The following is a 15624-nucleotide window of genomic DNA, read 5'->3' on the forward strand; positions in this document are numbered from 1 at the left end:
ACGAGCGATGAATATTGATCAGCTGAGTTATCTGGTTTTCGGTGTTGTGATCCTGCTGGCCCTTGTACTCGACCTCGGCCTGCTCAGTAAGAAATCGACCGAGATCTCCATCAAAAAAGCGTTGTACCAGACTTTTTTCTGGGTCGCGCTTGCATTTGCCTTTTTCGGGTTTCTCTGGTATGAATACGGCAAGGCACCCGCGCTCGAGTATATCAGCGCTTACCTGATGGAGTGGAGCCTCAGCATCGACAATATCTTCGTATTCATCCTCATCTTTTCCTTCTTCCGCATTTCCTCGGATCATGTGGCGCGGGCACTCCTTTGGGGTATCCTGATGGCCATCATCTTCCGGGTCATCTTCATCTCGGTGGGCGTAGTGCTCGTGGAGCGCTTTCACTGGCTGCTCTATGTGTTCGGCGCCTTCCTCGTATACACTGGTATCAAAATATTCACGGTCAAAGACCACGACGAGGGCTTCGACCCCGGCACCAACCCCGTGTATAAGTTCCTGAACCGCTTTCTTCCCATCATTCACGAGGATGTGGGGGGGAAACTCACCGTTCGTCGTAACGGCAAACACTTCTTCACCAACCTGTTTGTGGTGGTGGTGATGCTGGCAACCACCGACATCGTTTTCGCGCTTGATTCCATCCCGGCGGTATTTGCCATCGTCACCGAATCGAAGCAGCGTAACCTGATCATTTACACTTCCAATATTTTCGCGGTACTCGGCCTTCGTTCGCTCTTCTTCCTGCTCAAAGGCGCGGTGAACCGCTTCTCCTACCTGCAGCAGGGCATTGCCATCGTGCTGGTATTTATCGGTGCCAAGATGCTGCTGCCCCTGGTGGTGGAAGGCTTCCATATGCCCATCACCATCTCGCTCATCGTGATCCTGGTCTGCCTCGTAGGCTCCATTGTTTATTCCATCCAGGTAACAAAGCGACGGAAGCGCGAGAATGATTTGTTTTAGATGTGAGCCGTCAGCCGTGAACCGTCAACGCAGCGACGTTCATTGCCTTTTGCTCCCATAGTTGAAGTTGAGCATTGACGCGCTCATGGCTCACGGCTGACGGTTCACGGCTCACGATCTCCGGCCATCCTGTAATTTCAACCTGTGTACACCCTCTCCAATATAGCAGACGTCATCGGCGCCCGGCCCATCGGCGGCGGCGACAACTCGCGCGTCGTTGCGCACCTGCTCCACGACAGCCGCGGCGTATCATTCCCGGAAAGCTCACTGTTCTTTGCGTTGGTAACGCGGCGCAGCGACGGGCACCACTATATCGGCGATGCCTACCGCAAAGGCGTGCGTGCCTTCGTGGTTTCGGAGCCCATAAACGTCGACGAATTCCCCGCCGCCTCCTTCCTGCAGGTGACCAACAGCCTGCATGCCCTGCAGGCGCTGGCGGCCTGGCACCGCGCACATTTCAGCATACCGGTGATCGGGATCACCGGCTCCAACGGGAAGACCATCGTGAAAGAATGGCTTTTCCAGTTGCTGGAGCCGGAGTACCGCATCGTGCGCAGCCCGCGCAGCTACAACTCGCAGATTGGCGTGGCACTGAGCGTATGGATGCTGCGCCCCGAGCATACGCTGGCGCTTTTCGAGGCCGGCATTTCGGAGGCTGGCGAGATGGAACGTCTGGCCCTCATGATCCGACCCGACATAGGCGTGCTTACCAATATCGGGTCGGCCCACGATGAAGGCTTTGTGTCCACCGAGCAGAAGCGCAGCGAGAAGGGGCGGCTCTTTGAAGGTGCCAGGGTGGTCATCGGCCCCGAGCCCTGGACGGGCCTGCTGCCGCACCACGTGAGCTGGGGGCAGGAGTCGGGTGCCGGCCTCCGGATTGAAAGCATCCGACGCGAAGGCAGCGAGACCAGGGTGGCGGCTTCGTACCGCGGCGTTACCGTAGAAATACGGGCACCGTTTTCCGATGAAGCCTCTGTCGCCAATGCGCTCACCTGCGCTACCGTACTCATTTACCTGGGCTACAGCATCGACACCATCAACAACCGGCTGGCTGCCTTGCAGGCGGTGGATATGCGGCTGCAGCTGAAGCGCGGCGCAAACGGCTGCACGCTTATCAACGACAGCTATAGTGCCGACCTTACCTCGCTGCAGCACGCCCTCCATTTTATGGGCGGGCAGCAAACCGGGCAGCCGCGCACCGTCATCCTTTCCGATTTCACCGAGGCGGGCACGCAGCCTGAGCGTTTTTATACACAGGTGGCGGCCGCACTGGAAGCCGCTGGTGTGCGCAAGTGCGTGCTCATCGGCGAAGGCATCGGCCGCCACCTGGTGCTGCCCGCCGACGTACAGCGTTTTGCCTACCGCGACACCGACGCTTTCCTGGCGCAGTACCGGCCGGGGCTGTTTCGCGATGAGACCATCCTGATAAAAGGGGGGCGCAGCTTTCGTTTCGAGCGGATCGTGGCCGCGCTGGAAACACGCGTGCACCAGACTGTGCTCGAGATCGATCTCAATGCGCTGGCCGGCAACCTGAAGCAATACCGGGCCCTGCTGCGGCCGCAGACGAAAGTGATGGCCATGGTGAAAGCTTTTTCCTATGGCAGCGGCTCCGCCGAGATCGCTTCTATCCTCCAGTACCACCACGTAGATTACCTCGGTGTAGCTTATGCCGACGAAGGCGTGGCCCTGCGGCAGTCGGGCATCGCACTGCCCATCATGGTGATGAACGCCGACGCGTCTTCCTTCGATGCACTGATTGAATACCAGCTGCAGCCGGTAATTTATTCCTTCCCTATCCTCGAGGCCTTTGAGCGTTACCTGCAGCGCGAGGGCCTGCAGTCCTGGCCCGTGCACATCGAGCTGGAGACCGGGATGAACCGCCTCGGCTTTTCCGCCCTCGAGATCGATGCGCTGGCGCGGCACCTGCAGGGCACCGGCTGGCTGCGCGTGCAGTCGGTTTTCAGCCACCTGGCCGCCAGTGAAGACCCGGCGCAGGACGACTTCACGCGGGAGCAGGCGGCGCGCTACGAGGCCATGACGGCAAAGCTGAAGTCCGCGCTCGGCTATCGCTTTCTCGAGCACATTTCAAATTCGGCGGCCATCATCCGTCACCCGCAACTGCAATACGACCTCGTGCGGCTGGGCATCGGTATGTACGGCGTCGAGATCGAAACCAAGCAACTCGAACTGCATGCCGTAGCCACCCTTCGCAGCACCATCGCGCAACTCAAATACCTTGAAGCAGGCGAGACCGTAAGCTACAACCGCCGCGGCGTGGTAAAGGAAGCCTCGGTGATTGCCACGGTACGCATCGGTTATGCCGACGGGTATAGCCGCCGGCTTGGCTACGGCATCGGCAAGATGTGGGTGCGTGGTCACCTGGCGCCGGTCATCGGCACGGTGTGCATGGACATGACCATGATCGACGTCACCCATGTTCCGGGTGTAGAGGTGGGTGATGAAGTGGAAGTGTTCGGGCAGGAGCTGCCGGTGCAGCAGGTGGCCGAATGGATGGGCACCATTCCCTACGAGATTATGACGGGTGTGAGCCAACGCGTGAAGCGGGTGTACTTCCAGGAATAAGGATTCGCTAAATTGCCGCCGATGGAATTGCACCGGATCGTACAGGAGGCGCGCCGCCGAGAGGGACTTACGCAGGAAGAATTGGCGGAACGTACTGGCATTACTGTTCGTACCATCCAGCGGATTGAGAGCGGCGAGACCACCCCGCGTGCTTTTACCCTTAAAACGATCGCTGAAGTTCTTGGACTTTCCTTGTCGGACCTGCAGCCTCCGGCGTCACCCGCGCCCCCAGACGAGCCTTCGCCGCCGGCAGCCTCCGTACCCGCGGCACCAGGTGATGGAAACACCCATTTTCTCCGGTTTGTTTGCCTTTCCTGCTTTAGCTGCCTGCTGCTGCCGATGGTGCATTTCCTGGTACCGCTTTTTATCTACCGCTCCCGAGCGTCCCTGCTGTCGGCCGAAGAGAAGCGCTTTGCCCGGCGGGTGGTATTCGGGCAGATCTACTGGGTCATCGCGCTTGACCTGCTGCTCCTGCTGACCCTGGCCTGGAATCTCTGGCAGGGCCGCGAGGGGTGGCAGATCTCTTATATAACTACCACGCTCCTGCTCTATGCTGCCAACGCCATTCTGATTTTCTGGATGACGCGACAGGCGGGACGCTTGGAAGTGCCCCGCAAGTGATTGATAATCAGTAAATGTCGGGTCAATGTCGGGTGAATGTCGATACGAGGTGGCGCCGAGGCTCCCTAGTTTCGTTGCATACAAAAAAAGTTGTCATGCAACGAATGCTCCTGCTCCTGATCCTATCCTTCCTGCTGAACCGCCCGTCTTTTGCCCAAACCGGCAGGGCGCGTATCCTGCTCGCAGAGCGCGAAAGCGCGGTTCCTTTCCGCTGGGTTTCAAGCCCGGCCCTGCCCAATTCGGCACTGTTGCTGCCCCTGCGCCTACCGGGCTGTCCCGAGACCTATTACCTCCAGTTCGACCTCGGCGCGGCACAGTCGGTGCTGTACCGCGAGGCGTTCGATGACATTGCCGGCAAGTACCCGAAATCCTTTGAAAAGAAGGACGCTCTTATTTCGGTGCGCGACGCCCGCCTTGGTGCTGCCACACTCACGCTTGAAAATATGCCAACGCGCAGCTATGCCGGCAGCAACCCGCGTTGGAAAAAGGGCGCCATCAACATTATTGGCACCGCCGGCGCCGATCTGCTGGAAGGCCGGACCGTACTGATTGATTACCCCGGCGGGCGCCTCCTGCTGAATGCCGATACCACTACCCTTGGCAGCGTTGAGCGTTACAGTCTTGTATACGCGCAGGGACGGATCCTGCTGCCCGCCCAGGTGGAAGGCGAACGCAAGCTCCTCATCTTCGATAGCGGGTCGAGTGCTTTCTCCCTGCTCACCGATGCGGAAACAGCGGTACGCATTGCCACCCCGGGATCGGTGGCAACACAGGTAACCGTGCGGTCCTGGGACCACAATATGACCGCCAACAGCTTCCCCACCACGGCTACGGTACGCCTGGCCGGGCGGGAGCTGCCGCTTGGCATCGTTACGTACATGGAAGGAGCAACGGAGCAGCAGGTGCGCAGTATGAAGGCCCTCGGTATCGGCGGCATGACCGGCAACCGTCTTTTTCTGAAGCACCGCCTCCTGCTGGACCTGCAGCGCCGCCAGTTTGCGCTGCTCGATCCGCGATGACTGGATTCCGTACCTTCCGGCCATGAGCATCAGCAAGGAGCCGCGCGTCGTGCGGACTGAAGAAAAGAAGCTGGCGGGGCGCCGCCTGGAGATGTCTTTTTCGCACAACCGCACCTTTGAGTTGTGGACCACCTTCATGCCGAAGCGGCGGCACTTTACCAATGCCGTGAACGAGTATCTCTATAGTCTCCAGATATATCCCGACACGAACTTTTTCCGGCAGTTCGACCCGAAGCGAACCTTTGTGAAATGGGCGCTGCTGGAAGTTGCGGACTACATCAGCCTGCCCGACGGGATGGAGCCCTTCCTGCTGCCGGGCGGTGAATATGCCGTATTCGATTTCAAAGGTTCTTCGGCGCAGGCCCAAAACGCATTCCAGTATATCTACGGGGAATGGCTGCCGGCATCGGGCTACGAGCTCGACGACCGCCCGCACTTCGAATTACTGGGAAGTAAGTACCGGCGCGAGGATCCGCAATCGGAAGAAGAGATCTGGATACCGGTGCGGCTGCCCGGCGTTTTTCAGTAGCTTTCCCGGAGCCTTCTATAGTCATTGCACTGTTATGCAACTACAAGCCATCAACGAACCCGGTATCCTCGACGAGCTGCAATTGCCGGCCGACGGCAAACGCCGCGGCCCCTGGTGGGTCATCGCTATCCTCGTGTGCCTGGGTTTATGCTACATGAGCATTATCTATAGGTCGGGTAATTTCCTTGTGCGCAACGATGCTTTCCGGCAAGGGAACCCCTGGCTGCTGCTGGTGATGTACAGCGGCGCACTTTTCCGGGTACTGATTATGGCGCTGGTGCTGCGGCGCAGCCGCTGGGCATGGCCCCTTCTTTTTGCCGAGCTCGTTTTCGGTACCCTGCTCTCGCTGGCGCAGCAGCTGCGTTTCGGAAGCACGGCCGAGCCCGTTATGCTGGTTATTATTGGTGTGGTGCTGCTCCTCCGCTTTTTGTGTATCGGCGGCCTCCTGCACCGGCGTGCACTTGCGCATTTCGGCACGCCATCCGGGTGGCGCCTTCCGGCAGCGGTGGCCGGTATTCTGCTGGCGACGGCTTATTGGGTCTATGTTTTCAAGCAGGTGCTGCACGGGTAAGCCCAATTTAACAAGACCCCGGCGCCAACACCCGCAGCAGTGGCGGCGGCTTCCTTATCTTTGGCGCCCCCGGCGACAGGCGCCGGGAAATCTAAATCGGCACCGTGAAACTCAGAACTCCCATATTAATCATCCTGCTGGTGATCTTCGTCGACCAGGCGCTTAAGATCTGGATCAAAACGCATTACACCTTCGGGGAAGTCACCCGGCTCGGCGGCTTTTCGTGGGCCCGCCTTTATTTCATCGAAAACGAAGGCATGGCCTGGGGCTGGAAGTTCGGTGGCTCCTGGGGCAAGACAATCCTGACCCTCTTCCGCCTGATCGCCGTCGGCTTCGGCACCTGGTATATCGGGCGCGTAGTGAAGCAGGGTTATACGCGCGGCTTTATCGTCTGCGCGGCGCTGATCTATGCCGGCGCCCTCGGCAACCTCATCGACTCGATGGTTTACGGCGTGGTCTTCTCCGCATCCGATTATTCCACCGTGGCCACGGCTTTCCCCCCGGGCGGCGGCTATTCGGGCTTCCTGCACGGACGGGTGGTAGACATGCTTTATTTTCCCTTTATCGAAAACGGTACCTGGCCCAAATGGATGCCTTTCGTTGGCGGCGAAACCTTTACGTTCTTCAGCCCCATCTTCAACGTGGCCGACGCGGCGATATCGGTGGGTGTCATCACGCTGCTGCTGTTTCAAAAACGCTTCCTGCATAAAGAAACGCCCAAGCCGGTAACCACCCCTGGTGTTACGCACGCGGAAAACGCGAAAGCCGCGGAATAAATAAATGACAAAGAGGCCCCGCAACGCGGGGCCTTCTTCGTTACAACAACGCCCTTTGCAAAGCAAAGGGCGTTGTCTATTCTTACTTCTTTATTCCATGTTCTTTGTTCACTTGTTCTCCAGCTTTCCAACCATGTTGGCGGGAACCACCCATTGGTCGAATTCTTCGGGAGAAACATAACCCAGCTTCACGGCCATTTCCTTCAGCGTGGTGCCTTCCTTGTGCGCTTTCTGCGCGATCTCGGCGGCCTTGTAGTAGCCGATCTTGGTGTTGAGCGCGGTAACCAGCATCAGCGAGTTGCTCACGTGCTTCTCGATGTTGGCTTCGATGGGCTCGATGCCGGCGGCGCACTTGTGGGTGAAGCTCACGCAGCCGTCGCCGATGAGGCGGGCGCTGTGCAGGAAGTTGTAGATCATCATCGGCTTGAACACGTTGAGCTCGAAGTGGCCCATGGAGCCGCCGACGTTGATGGCCACGTCGTTGCCGAGTACCTGCGCCGCGATCATGGTGAGGGCTTCCACCTGGGTGGGGTTCACCTTGCCGGGCATGATGGAGGAGCCGGGCTCGTTGTCGGGGATCATGATCTCGCCGATGCCGGAGCGGGGGCCGGAAGAAAGCATACGGATGTCGTTGGCGATCTTCATCAGCGATACGGCTACGGTCTTCAGCGCGCCATGGCTTTCCACGATGGCATCGTGGGCGGCGAGGGCTTCAAATTTATTTTCGGCGGTAACAAAGGGCAGTCCCGTCAGCGCGGCGATGTGCTTCGCTACGTTCTCGGAGTAACCTTCGGGGGTGTTGATGCCGGTGCCCACCGCGGTGCCGCCGAGGGCGAGCTCCGAAAGGTGGGGGAGGGTGTTGCGCAAGGCGCGCAGGCCGTGATCGAGCTGCGACACGTAGCCCGAGAACTCCTGGCCCAGGGTCAGCGGTGTGGCATCCATGAAGTGCGTGCGGCCGATCTTCACCACGTTCATAAAGGCCTTGCTCTTTTCGGCGAGCGTGTTGCGCAGCAGCTCGATGCCGGGGATCGTCGTTTCCACGAGCATCTTGTAGGCGGCGATGTGCATGGCCGTGGGGAAGGTGTCGTTCGACGACTGCGACTTGTTGACGTCGTCGTTGGGATGCAGCACCTTGTCTTTGTCGGTCAGCTGGCCGCCCGACAGCACGTGGGCGCGGTAGGCCACCACCTCGTTTACGTTCATATTGCTTTGGGTACCGGAGCCGGTCTGCCACACCACGAGCGGGAAGGCTTCGTCGCCCAGTTTGCCTTCAAGGATCTCGTCGCACACGCGGCTGATGAGCTCCATCTTTTCCTTGGGCAGCACGCCGGCCTCGAAGTTGGTGATGGCGGCGGCCTTCTTCAGGTAGGCAAAGGCGCGGATGATCTCGCGGGGCATGCGGTTGATGTCCTGTGCAATGCGGAAGTTATCGATGCTGCGCTGCGTCTGCGCACCATAGATGGCGTCTGCAGGAACCTGCACCTCGCCCATCGTATCTTTTTCAATGCGGTACTCCATATGGGGTTGTTTTTGCGCGCCAAAGATAGGGACCGGGCCCCAGCGCCTTAAGTGGTTTTGTTTTTGATAGGTTTCCGGCATGAAAACGCCGTATATCGCCCTTTTCCTGCTCGCGGCCTGTGGCGCCCCGAGGGGAACCGATCCCGGCTGGACCACCGTACCCGATACGCTGCAGGCATCTGATTCGGGACAGGCCTATGCCGACACCGTCCGTACAGAAATGGTCCGTGCTGACAGTCACCGCGTTAACCGCACCGGCCTTAACGACACCGCCATTGTAGCAAAGGCCCAGGGCATCGATACCCGCAACGTGCGCCCCGACGAGTTGCTCGCCTTTGCCAAAACCCTGATCGGGACGCCCTATGTTTACGGTTCTACAAATCCGAAAGTGGGCTTCGATTGCTCGGGCTTCATTACCTACGTATTCAATCATTTCAACATCAAAGTGCCACGTTCCTCGATCGACTTTACCGCCGTCGGTCCTACGATCGACACCGCGGCCGCGCGGCCCGGAGACCTTATCTTATTTACCGGCACCAACCCGCAGGAGCGTGACGTCGGTCATATGGGTATCGTTGTAAGCCGCGACCCATCGGGGCTGCAGTTCATTCATTCCACCTCGGGTAAGATACACGGGGTAACGATCACGCCATTCAACGATTATTACAAGACACGTTTTGTGCGGGTGGCGCGGGTGTTTCCGTAGGCCATCAGCGCTCTGCAACCGGCGGCTCTTTTTCTTCCAGCTTTTGAATGGTCCGGTGTGCGCGGGCGAGCCGGATCCGGTTATTTTTTGCTACCAGCCTGTGCGTGAGCCAGTGTTCGACCTTGTGGTGAAGCGGAACGAGGATCGCGGCGAGGCCCACCATAATCACCAACATCAGGATGGGCGAATGGTGGGTCATCGAACCGATATATGGATGGAGCAACAGGTTCAGAAACTCGAACAGGATCAGCAGCGACACTACGCCCAGGAACCGGATCGCTTTTTCATTGGCAACTGCGGTGTGGCTGAAGGCCAGGAAGCCGGCGATGATGGTTACAAGGGCCAACGCGATTCCTGCGTATTGCAGGTTGTGCTTTCGTTCTTCTTCTGCTTCGGCATGTTTCCTCGCTTCTTCCTGCTCGCGGAGTGTTTCGTTGAACGACATATCCTTGATGGCGTTCAACTTGTCCTTGTTGTAAATCGAATCCTGGTACGCAAGCTGCAACGTTGCGTAGTAATAGGCGCTATCATAGCGATGCAGATTGTTGTAGATCTTCTGCAGCTGTGCCACGTTCTCGAGCAGAGGCCTTTTTGCCTGGCTTGCCTTGGCACTCACTAATCCCTGCAATGCCATCCGGCGTGCCTGTGCAAGCATCCCTTTTTTCAGAAGATACTCGCTGTAGTATCTCGCGGTCATGGCATCAACGTAGGTGTAGCTGGTGCCCGTGCTGTCGATGCTGTTCCGGAAAAAGCTTTCCGCCAGCAGGTCGTTGCCTTTTTCTGCATACACCTGTCCGATCACAGACGACATGATTTTCGACCTTGAGTCATGATATTTAACCGTAAGCTCGAAGGCCGGTTGGGCATAGAATAGTGCTGAATCCAGCTGATGCGTTTCCAGGAAGATCAGCGCCGCAAAGTACTGCACCATTAGGTAGTAAGGATTTTTCGATGTGGCACGCGCGCGAACCCTCCATAAATAACGCTGGGCTTCGGCGTAATTCTGCAGGTCAAAATTCATCGATGCCAGCCCCGTCTCAATATAATTGATGGCCTTGGGATATTCCGCTTCCGCGATCCGCAGTGCTTTTAACAGGTATTCCATTTCCTGCCGGGAATCGGTGCGATAGTCAAAGTACGTCGCGGCAAAATTATAGGCGACCATTTTCAGACTGTCGTTGCCTGATTTTACTGCATCCAGAAGCAGTGTATCCACCTGTAAGCGCGCACGGTCCAATTGTCCATTTATCAGCAACTGGTTCAAAAGCAGACCGCGCAGCCGAAACTTTGGTTGCAATGCTTCAGTTCGGTTCAACACACGTTGAATGGAGTCGATTTTTGGTGTCCCTTGTGCCGATACTGCAAACGACAAAGCGAGAAGGGCCACCAGTAGCCGGATCTTTCTCATTGCACTGATTAGTTTTGGTCTACGAAAGTAGGCTTTCCGGCACAGGAGCCGGATTTTGAGGTGTAGAACTGATCCGACAGCTCTCTTGGATCGCTGGCGAGGCGTAAATACAAAAGCGCCCGGAATGTCCGGGCGCTTTATGTGTGCAATCTATCCGGATTACTTGCCGGCAAATTGAGCTTTCCGCTTTTCGAGGAATGCACTCGTTCCCTCGCGCATATCCTCGGTGCCGAAGCAGGCGGCAAAAGAGCTGACCTCGGTTTCAAAACCGTTTTGCGTTTCATCATATACCGCGTTGGCGGCCTTGATGCAGTGCCCGACGGCGAGCGGTGCCTTGGTGCCGATCAGCTCGAGCAGGGAACGTGTTTTAGCCAGCAGTTCGTCCTGCGGTACCACGTGGTTCACCAGGCCCCACTGCAGCGCGGTTTGCGCGTCGATCATATTGCCGGTGAGTATCAGCTCCAGCGCCCGCCCTTTGCCTACCAGTTGCACAAGTCGTTGCGTGCCGCCATAAGCCGGGATGATGCCCAGGTTTACTTCGGGCTGCCCGAAGCGGGCATTTTCCGCGGCAAGGCGGAAATGGCAACTCATGCTCAGTTCGCAGCCGCCGCCAAGGGCAAAGCCATTGACCGCCGCGACAATAGGTTTACTGCAGCGCTCAATGCGGCTGAATACGTTTTGGCCGCGGCGCGCCAGTTCGGCAGCTTCCTGTTGGGAGAGACCAACAAACTCGCTGATATCGGCGCCCGCGACAAAGCTTTTCGGACCTGCGCCGGTAATGTAGGCCGACTTGATTTCAGGGTTTGTTTCGATCTCAGTCACCACAGAGAAGAGATCATCCATCACCTCTTTATTGAGGGCATTCAGCTTTTCGGGGCGGTTGATGGTGACGGCCAGCACACCGGCCTCCAGTTGCGTCACAAGCGTTTGGTACATGGCAATTCAATTTGGGCAAAGGTAGGCGTTCGGTCATCGGCCATCAGCCATCAAAAACTCCGGTGCTCTTTCACCCACCCGGTGATATAGCCCGAGATCTCGGCGGTGGAAGTGCCGGGCGCGAAAAGTTTGCCTACGCCCCGTTGCTGCAGTGCCTGCATGTCTTCGTCGGGGATGATACCGCCGCCGGTGAGCAGTACGTCCGTCATTCCTTTTTCGTCCATCAGCGCTTTCACTTTCGGGAACACCGTCATATGCGCGCCGGAGAGAATGGAAATACCGATTGCATCCACGTCTTCCTGCAGCGCTGCGGCCACCACCATCTCGGGTGTCTGGCGCAGGCCGGTGTAGATTACCTCCATGCCGGCATCACGCAGGGCCGTGGCTATCACCTTGGCACCGCGGTCGTGCCCGTCAAGCCCAACCTTGGCCACCAGAACGCGTATCGGACGATTGATTTCTTGCATACCCCGCAAAAATAATGTGCTAATGGGAAAATGCGGTAATGCGGTAATGCGGTAATGCGGTAATGCGGTAATGCGGTAATGCGGTAATGCGGTAATGCAATGTGGTAGCGTACAAGGTACCAATAGACCAATTAACCAATAGACTAATTACCGCTGCCTGCGGAACTTCGCTTTCATCTCCTGCAGGCCGCGCCCGGCGAGCGGGAAAGCCGTGGTGTCGGCATTTTCAAAAAAGAGGATCTGGGTGCCATATTGGCGCGACAGCGGGTTGGTGCAGGAGTCGACGACCGTGATGTTGCCGAAATGCTCGAACACCGAGTCGCTCTTCGGCGGGCGCTCTTCACCTACAAAAAGCAGGTGCCGGTAGGGGAGTCGCTCGGGGATCCACAGCAGGAAGGTGCCGTTGTCGCAGATAAGGGACCGGCGAAAACGTTTGTCTTTTACATAATAAAGCAGGCTCCCGGCATAGCCGTAGTTGCGGGCGTAAATGACCGTGCTGTCCTGCACCGAAGAGGGGAGCGCATCGTAAAAGTCATAGGTCTTCCTGGCAATTTCTTTCCAGCCCAGCATGTCGGCGAAGTCCTGCTGCAGCTCGTGGTCGCGCAGGTCTTCCCAGCGAAGAATACCGATATCACGAAAGCCCCAGCGCTCGTTGAATGCGGCCATTTCCCGGGGTGCCTGCAGCGGCAGCATCAGGAAGATTATCGGGAAACCGATCACCAGGATCAGCAGTGCCGCCGCTACCCGTAGATTTACGGTACGCCCCAGGAGGGACTCCATCCAGGCGCCGCCAGCCGCCAGCATCATCGGGTAGATGCCGAGGGCATAATAGCCTTTGCCGCTTCCCAGCATCAGCAACACGAGCACACCCAGGTAGAGCAGGCCGAAGACCCGGAAGCGCGAGGAGCGGAGGAGCCACCACAGCCCGCCGATCCAGAGAAAGCAGGCCGGCAGAAACATCAGCAACTGTTCTTTCAGGAAGGTGGTCTTGCTTAGGTATTTCAGCTGCGTCTCGCGCAGTTCCTCCATATGGTGCACCAGCGGCCAGTTTTGCTGCCACTGCCAGTAGATATTGGGCAGGATCAGCACGAGGCCCAGCGTAATGGCAAGCCAGAAATCACGCCGCGCCAGCCAGCGGCGTTGCGGTGAAAGCACAATCGCACCAAAGAGGGCAAGCACAAAAAAGAGCACCGAGTACTTTGCCCACCAGCCCAGGGCCAGCGTTACGGCAAGAGCAAAGAGGTCGCGCCGCTGCTGCCGCAACAGGTATCGTTGCGTGAACCAGGCTGCCAGCGTCCAGAAAAAGATATCGAGGAAGTTGGGCTGGAAAAGAATGTGAATGCGCAGGAAGGCCGAGAGCAGGAAGCCGATGCCTGTGAGCAGCTGCGCGTAGGGGCCGCCGCCAAAGCCGCGGCAGATCTTCAGTGCCAGCCAGAGCGTGGCTGCGCCGAACACCGCCGGCCACAGCCGGATGGCGAAGAAGCCGCCGCCCGCCAGTGATGACAGCCATCCCAGGAATCCGACCATCGGCGGGTTTTCCAGGAATCCCGGCGCCAGGTGCTGGCCCTGCGCATAATAGAGGTATTCGTCGCGGTGCAGCTCAAAGGCGCCCGCCGGCACCAGGAAGGGTACCAGCAGCTTGATCCCGATCAGTACGATCCAAAGCAGTTTCTCGTTCCGGCTCATCGGGCATCAAAATACAGCTAACAGGACACACATAAAAAAACGGACGCCTGGGCGTCCGTTAAAAGATAGCGTCGTGTTGTAGTGCCGTCGTGTCGTAGTGCTACAATTCCCGTCTGCGGGCATACCTACCCGATCACTTCCAGCGCCTTCCGGATCCGCGCGGCGGTTTCTTCCGCACCGATGACCTCGGCGATTGCAAACACCGGCGGGCCGAATTTTCCGCCCACCAGCATGATGCGCAGCGGCAGCTGCAGCTCACCGGGCTTGATGCCCGCGGCTTCGGCTCCGGCTTTGAAGGTCGACTCAAAAGAAGCGGCATCCGCCACGTTGCTGATCGCGCCGGCATATTGCTCAAAGAAGGCTTTTTTCTCCTGTGTCCACTTCGCGATGAAGGCAGTCGTATCCAGCTCCTGCGGCGCCTGGAAGAAAAAGCCGGCCTGCGCGGGGAAGTCGCTGAGCAACGTGCAGCGTTCTTTCACCAGGTCGATGATGCGAAGCGTCTGCGTATCGTCGGCAGCCGTGATGCCCTTCGCGGCCAGCACAGTCTTTACGTCGGGCAGCAGGCGCTGCGCCGTGCTGCGCTTGATCCATTCATGGTTGAACCACTGCGCTTTTTCGAAGTTGAATTGCGCGCCGCCTTTGTGCACTTTTTCCATTTGAAAACGCCGCACCAGTTCTTCCAGCGAAAAGAGTTCCTGCTCGGTGCCGTCGTTCCAGCCCAGCAGGGCCAGCAGGTTTACAAATGCCTCCGGAAGAAAACCGCGCTCGCGGAAGCCTTCGGTGAGTTCATTGGTCTTCGGGTCGGTCCAGTTCATGGCGAATACGGGGAAGCCGTATTTGGCGCCGTCGCGTTTCGACAGCTTGCCGCTGGGACCGAGGATCAGCGGGAGGTGCGCCCAATGCGGCATCGCTTCTTCGCCAAAAAGCCAGCGCCACAGCAGCACGTGCACGGGCGCGGAGGGCAGCCACTCTTCACCGCGGAAGGCATGCGTGATCTCCATCAGGTGATCGTCGACCACCACGGCAAGGTGATAGGTGGGCATGCCGTCGGCTTTGAGCAGCACTTTATCGTCTACCAGCGCTGTGTCGAACGACACTTCGCCGCGGATCATGTCGGTGAAGGTCACGGTTTCGCCGGGCTCGAGGCGGATACGCACCACGTGCGGGGTGCCGGCGTCGAGCAGGGTTTTCACTTCTTCGGCGGGCAGGGTGAGTGAGTTGCGCATCCCGGTGCGCACACGGTGATCGTATTGCGGCGTGGGGTTGGTGTCGTTCTTGAGCCGCGTGCGCATCGCATCAAGCTCCTCGGGCGTGTCGAAGGCATAGTAGGCGCGGCCGGCATCCACGAGGCGCTCGGCAAAGGCGCGGTAGAGCTCTTTGCGCTCGCTCTGGCGATAAGGGCCGAAGGCACCGCCTTTGCGCGGACTTTCGTCGGGCAGGAGGCCGCACCACTCGAGGGTGTCGTAGATATATTCTTCCGCCCCGGGCACATAGCGGCTCTGGTCGGTGTCTTCAATACGGAGAACGAACTCGCCGCCATGATGGCGGGCAAAGAGATAATTATACAAAACGGTGCGGACGCCGCCCAGGTGCAAACCGCCGGTGGGGCTGGGCGCAAAACGAACACGTACTTTCTTGGCCATAGATGGCAAAAGTAATGGGAGAATGTGCTAATCCCGCTTTGGCGGGGCAGGTGCTGCTATTGTGCTGGTGGGGTAGTGTGCTGGTGGGGTAGTGGAAGGTGTAATGTATAAGTTACGAATAGACCAAGTAGCCATTAACCAACATCCCGCTTGCTGACTTTCGGCCTTTTTACTTTTTAGCACATCAGCAC

At 58.2% G+C, this 15624-nt stretch carries 14 protein-coding genes; 8 read left to right on the forward strand and 6 right to left on the reverse strand.

Going from position 1 to position 15624, the window contains the following annotated elements; translation table 11 throughout:
- Window positions 1-7: 7 nt before the first annotated feature.
- The 7 genes from EPD60_RS12785 (at window position 8) to EPD60_RS12815 (ending at window position 7069) form a co-directional block, all read left to right on the forward strand.
- Complete coding sequence (locus tag EPD60_RS12785; protein ID WP_131449918.1) at window positions 8-970, forward strand: TerC/Alx family metal homeostasis membrane protein; 963 nt, start codon at window positions 8-10, stop codon at window positions 968-970.
- Between the two features lie 144 nt (window positions 971-1114).
- A complete protein-coding gene (locus EPD60_RS12790; RefSeq protein WP_131449920.1) occupies window positions 1115-3553 on the forward strand; it encodes a bifunctional UDP-N-acetylmuramoyl-tripeptide:D-alanyl-D-alanine ligase/alanine racemase in 2439 nt (812 codons plus the stop codon).
- Between the two features lie 21 nt (window positions 3554-3574).
- Window positions 3575-4174, forward strand: coding sequence for a helix-turn-helix domain-containing protein (locus EPD60_RS12795; RefSeq protein WP_131449922.1), 600 nt, complete (start codon window positions 3575-3577; stop codon window positions 4172-4174).
- Between the two features lie 95 nt (window positions 4175-4269).
- The gene (locus tag EPD60_RS12800; RefSeq protein WP_131449924.1) at window positions 4270-5193 is read left to right on the forward strand and encodes a hypothetical protein; all 924 of its coding nucleotides are present in this window, start codon (window positions 4270-4272) and stop codon (window positions 5191-5193) included.
- A gap of 22 nt (window positions 5194-5215) precedes the next feature.
- Window positions 5216-5722: a GyrI-like domain-containing protein gene (locus EPD60_RS12805; RefSeq protein ID WP_131449926.1), complete on the forward strand. Its 507-nt coding sequence runs from the start codon at window positions 5216-5218 to the stop codon at window positions 5720-5722.
- 34 nt (window positions 5723-5756) lie between these two features.
- Window positions 5757-6293: a hypothetical protein gene (locus EPD60_RS12810; RefSeq protein ID WP_131449927.1), complete on the forward strand. Its 537-nt coding sequence runs from the start codon at window positions 5757-5759 to the stop codon at window positions 6291-6293.
- A 104-nt stretch (window positions 6294-6397) separates the two neighbouring features.
- Window positions 6398-7069, forward strand: a complete 672-nt coding sequence (locus EPD60_RS12815; RefSeq protein WP_243647830.1) for a lipoprotein signal peptidase — start codon at window positions 6398-6400, stop codon at window positions 7067-7069.
- Window positions 7070-7177: 108 nt separating this feature from the next.
- On the opposite strand, the gene fumC is transcribed toward EPD60_RS12815, so the two are convergent.
- Window positions 7178-8587: a class II fumarate hydratase gene (gene fumC, locus EPD60_RS12820; RefSeq protein WP_131449929.1), complete on the reverse strand. Its 1410-nt coding sequence runs from the start codon at window positions 8585-8587 to the stop codon at window positions 7178-7180.
- 79 nt (window positions 8588-8666) lie between these two features.
- Between fumC and EPD60_RS12825 the strand changes: the two genes are divergently transcribed.
- A complete protein-coding gene (locus EPD60_RS12825) occupies window positions 8667-9293 on the forward strand; it encodes a C40 family peptidase (protein WP_131449930.1) in 627 nt (208 codons plus the stop codon).
- 4 nt (window positions 9294-9297) lie between these two features.
- Here EPD60_RS12825 and EPD60_RS12830 read toward each other — a convergent pair whose 3' ends face one another.
- From EPD60_RS12830 to gltX, 5 genes are all read right to left on the reverse strand, one after another.
- Window positions 9298-10701 (reverse strand): hypothetical protein, encoded by a 1404-nt coding sequence (locus EPD60_RS12830; protein WP_131449931.1) that lies wholly within the window; start codon window positions 10699-10701, stop codon window positions 9298-9300.
- Window positions 10702-10860: 159 nt separating this feature from the next.
- On the reverse strand, window positions 10861-11637 hold the full coding sequence (locus tag EPD60_RS12835) for an enoyl-CoA hydratase/isomerase family protein (RefSeq protein ID WP_131449932.1): 777 nt from the start codon (window positions 11635-11637) through the stop codon (window positions 10861-10863).
- 50 nt (window positions 11638-11687) lie between these two features.
- Entirely contained in the window at window positions 11688-12104 is a 417-nt protein-coding gene (locus EPD60_RS12840; RefSeq protein ID WP_131450061.1) for a cobalamin B12-binding domain-containing protein, read from the reverse strand.
- A gap of 147 nt (window positions 12105-12251) precedes the next feature.
- Window positions 12252-13790: a glycosyltransferase family 39 protein gene (locus tag EPD60_RS12845; protein ID WP_131449933.1), complete on the reverse strand. Its 1539-nt coding sequence runs from the start codon at window positions 13788-13790 to the stop codon at window positions 12252-12254.
- A 125-nt stretch (window positions 13791-13915) separates the two neighbouring features.
- The gene (gltX, locus tag EPD60_RS12850; RefSeq protein ID WP_131449934.1) at window positions 13916-15433 is read right to left on the reverse strand and encodes a glutamate--tRNA ligase; all 1518 of its coding nucleotides are present in this window, start codon (window positions 15431-15433) and stop codon (window positions 13916-13918) included.
- Window positions 15434-15624: the final 191 nt, after the last annotated feature.

It is taken from the genome of Flaviaestuariibacter flavus, from assembly GCF_004337505.1.
Classification (GTDB): domain Bacteria; phylum Bacteroidota; class Bacteroidia; order Chitinophagales; family Chitinophagaceae; genus Flavisolibacter; species Flavisolibacter flavus.

Bases quoted from the DNA above. Each gene is read 5' to 3' on its own strand.
- EPD60_RS12785 (WP_131449918.1), top strand. From the start codon at position 8: ATGAATATTGATCAGCTGAGTTATCTGGTTTTCGGTGTTGTGATCCTG.
- EPD60_RS12795 (WP_131449922.1), top strand. From the start codon at position 3,575: ATGGAATTGCACCGGATCGTACAGGAGGCGCGCCGCCGAGAGGGACTT.
- EPD60_RS12800 (WP_131449924.1), top strand. From the start codon at position 4,270: ATGCAACGAATGCTCCTGCTCCTGATCCTATCCTTCCTGCTGAACCGC.
- EPD60_RS12805 (WP_131449926.1), top strand. From the start codon at position 5,216: ATGAGCATCAGCAAGGAGCCGCGCGTCGTGCGGACTGAAGAAAAGAAG.
- EPD60_RS12810 (WP_131449927.1), top strand. From the start codon at position 5,757: ATGCAACTACAAGCCATCAACGAACCCGGTATCCTCGACGAGCTGCAA.
- fumC (WP_131449929.1), bottom strand. From the start codon at position 8,587: ATGGAGTACCGCATTGAAAAAGATACGATGGGCGAGGTGCAGGTTCCT.
- EPD60_RS12825 (WP_131449930.1), top strand. From the start codon at position 8,667: ATGAAAACGCCGTATATCGCCCTTTTCCTGCTCGCGGCCTGTGGCGCC.
- EPD60_RS12830 (WP_131449931.1), bottom strand. From the start codon at position 10,701: ATGAGAAAGATCCGGCTACTGGTGGCCCTTCTCGCTTTGTCGTTTGCA.
- EPD60_RS12835 (WP_131449932.1), bottom strand. From the start codon at position 11,637: ATGTACCAAACGCTTGTGACGCAACTGGAGGCCGGTGTGCTGGCCGTC.
- EPD60_RS12840 (WP_131450061.1), bottom strand. From the start codon at position 12,104: ATGCAAGAAATCAATCGTCCGATACGCGTTCTGGTGGCCAAGGTTGGG.
- EPD60_RS12845 (WP_131449933.1), bottom strand. From the start codon at position 13,790: ATGAGCCGGAACGAGAAACTGCTTTGGATCGTACTGATCGGGATCAAG.
- gltX (WP_131449934.1), bottom strand. From the start codon at position 15,433: ATGGCCAAGAAAGTACGTGTTCGTTTTGCGCCCAGCCCCACCGGCGGT.